At 68.9% G+C, this 2,042-nt stretch carries 2 protein-coding genes; both read left to right on the top strand.

The features are described 5' to 3' along the window. A partial coding sequence (locus tag CH341_RS30920; RefSeq protein ID WP_146604702.1) for a nicotinate-nucleotide--dimethylbenzimidazole phosphoribosyltransferase occupies positions 1-336 on the top strand: 336 nt, incomplete at its 5' end. Between the two features lie 237 nt (positions 337-573). After that, positions 574-2,016, top strand: coding sequence for an aldehyde dehydrogenase family protein (locus CH341_RS30915; RefSeq protein ID WP_111423467.1), 1,443 nt, complete (start codon positions 574-576; stop codon positions 2,014-2,016). The last annotated feature ends 26 nt before the right edge of the window (positions 2,017-2,042 follow it).

Below are 2,042 nucleotides of genomic sequence, written 5' to 3'. Positions count from 1 at the left end.
CGCGAGCTCGCCGCCATGATGGGCGCGACGCTGGCGGCGCGCCGGCACGGCGTGCCGATGCTTTTGGACGGCTACGTGGCCAGCGCCGCCGTGCTGCCGCTCGCCCGCCTGTCGACCCATGCGCTCGCCCATTGCCGCGCCGCACACTGCTCGGCCGAGCCGGGCCACAAGGCGCTCCTCACCGCGCTCGGCCTGGTGCCGCTTCTCGATCTCGGCATGCGGCTCGGCGAGGCCACCGGCGCCGCCGTCGCCATGCTGCTGGCCCGCGCCGCGGTATCATGCCACGCCGGCATGGCGACCTTCGACGAAGCCGGCGTCGCCGCGAAGACGAGCTGAGCCGAGATCCCTGCGAAACCTCTGCTGGTCGTTCCGGGACGGCGCGACGCGCCGGACCCGGAATCCATCCACGCCCTTCGAGGTTGCCGATGGAGTCCGGGTTCGCACCTCGGGTGCGCCCCGGAACGACGGGCAACTCCGTGCAAGGTCCGACGAGCCCGTGTCGGGGCGTCGCGTTGCGTCGGCGCCCCGACCCACTATGATCGCGCGCCCCCAACCCGAAGAAACGAAGACCCCATGACCGTGCATCAGAACTTCATCGGCGGCGAGTGGATCGCGGCCGGCAACGCCGCGCCCAACATCAATCCGTCGGACGTCAGCGACGTGGTGGGTGAGTACGCCCGCGCCAATCGCGCCGAGGCCGATGCGGCGATCGCGGCCGCCAAGGCGGCGTTCCCGGCCTGGGCGCGCTCCAACCCGCACGAGCGCTACGAGATCCTGATGCGGATCTCCACGGAGATCCTCGCCCGCAAGGAGGAGCTCGGCCGTCTGCTCGCCCGCGAGGAGGGCAAGACGCTGGCCGACGGCATCGGCGAGGCGACGCGCGCCGGCCAGATTTTCGGATACTTCGCCGGAGAGGCGGTCAGGGTCGCGGGTGAAAAATTCGCCTCGACGCGGACCGGCATCGAGGTCGACGTGACGCGCGAGCCGGTCGGCATCGTCGCCATGATCACGCCGTGGAATTTTCCCATCGCGATCCCGGCCTGGAAGATCGCGCCGGCGCTCGCCTACGGCAACTGCGTGGTGATCAAGCCGGCCGATCTGGTGCCCGGCTGCGCCTGGGCGCTCGCCGACATCATCTCGCGATCGGGCCTGCCCAAGGGCGTGTTCAACCTGGTGATGGGCCGCGGCTCGGAGATCGGCGAGGTTCTGCTGAGCCACGACGACGTCGCCGCGATCTCGTTCACGGGCTCGGTCGGCACCGGCCGCAAGGTCGCGCAGGCCGCCGTCACGGCGCCGGTGATGAAGAAGGTGCAGCTCGAGATGGGCGGCAAGAGCCCGCTCGTTGTGCTCGACGACGCCGATCTGGCCACCGCGGTCGAGGCCGCCGCCAACGGTGCCTTCTACCAGACCGGCCAGCGCTGCACGGCCGGCACGCGTCTCGTCGTCACCGAGGCCATCCACGACAGGTTCGTCGAGGGCCTGATCGCCCGCATGAAGGCGCTCGTCGTCGACGACGCGTTGAAGCCCGGAACCAATATCGGCCCGGTGGTCGACGAAAATCAGCTCGACCAGGATCTGCGCTACATCGCGATCGGCCAGAAAGAGGGAGCAAAACTCGCCTGGGGCGGCGAGCGGCTCAACCGCGACAAGCAGGGTTTTTATCTGCAGCCGGCGCTGTTCACCGGGTGCACGACCGATATGCAGATCGTTCGTGAGGAGATCTTCGGGCCGGTCGCCGCCGTGATCCGCGTGAAGGACTACGACGAGGCGCTGAAGACCGCCAACGACACGAGCTTCGGCCTGTCGTCCGGCATCTGCACGACCAGCCTCAAATACGCGACCCACTTCAAGCGCAACTCCGACGCCGGCATGGTCAACGTGAATCTCCCGACCGCGGGCGTCGACTATCACGTCCCGTTCGGCGGCCGAAAGGGCTCCAGCTACGGCCCGCGCGAGCAGGGCCACTACGCCATCGAGTTCTACACCACGGTGAAGACCAGCTACACGCTGGCTTGAGACGGCGTGCCCTTTACCCTCCCCTG

It is taken from the genome of Rhodoplanes roseus (assembly GCF_003258865.1).
GTDB lineage: Bacteria > Pseudomonadota > Alphaproteobacteria > Rhizobiales > Xanthobacteraceae > Rhodoplanes > Rhodoplanes roseus.
The sequence above is the reverse complement of the archived record's forward strand: the minus strand, read 5'-3'. Positions and strand labels throughout refer to the sequence as shown.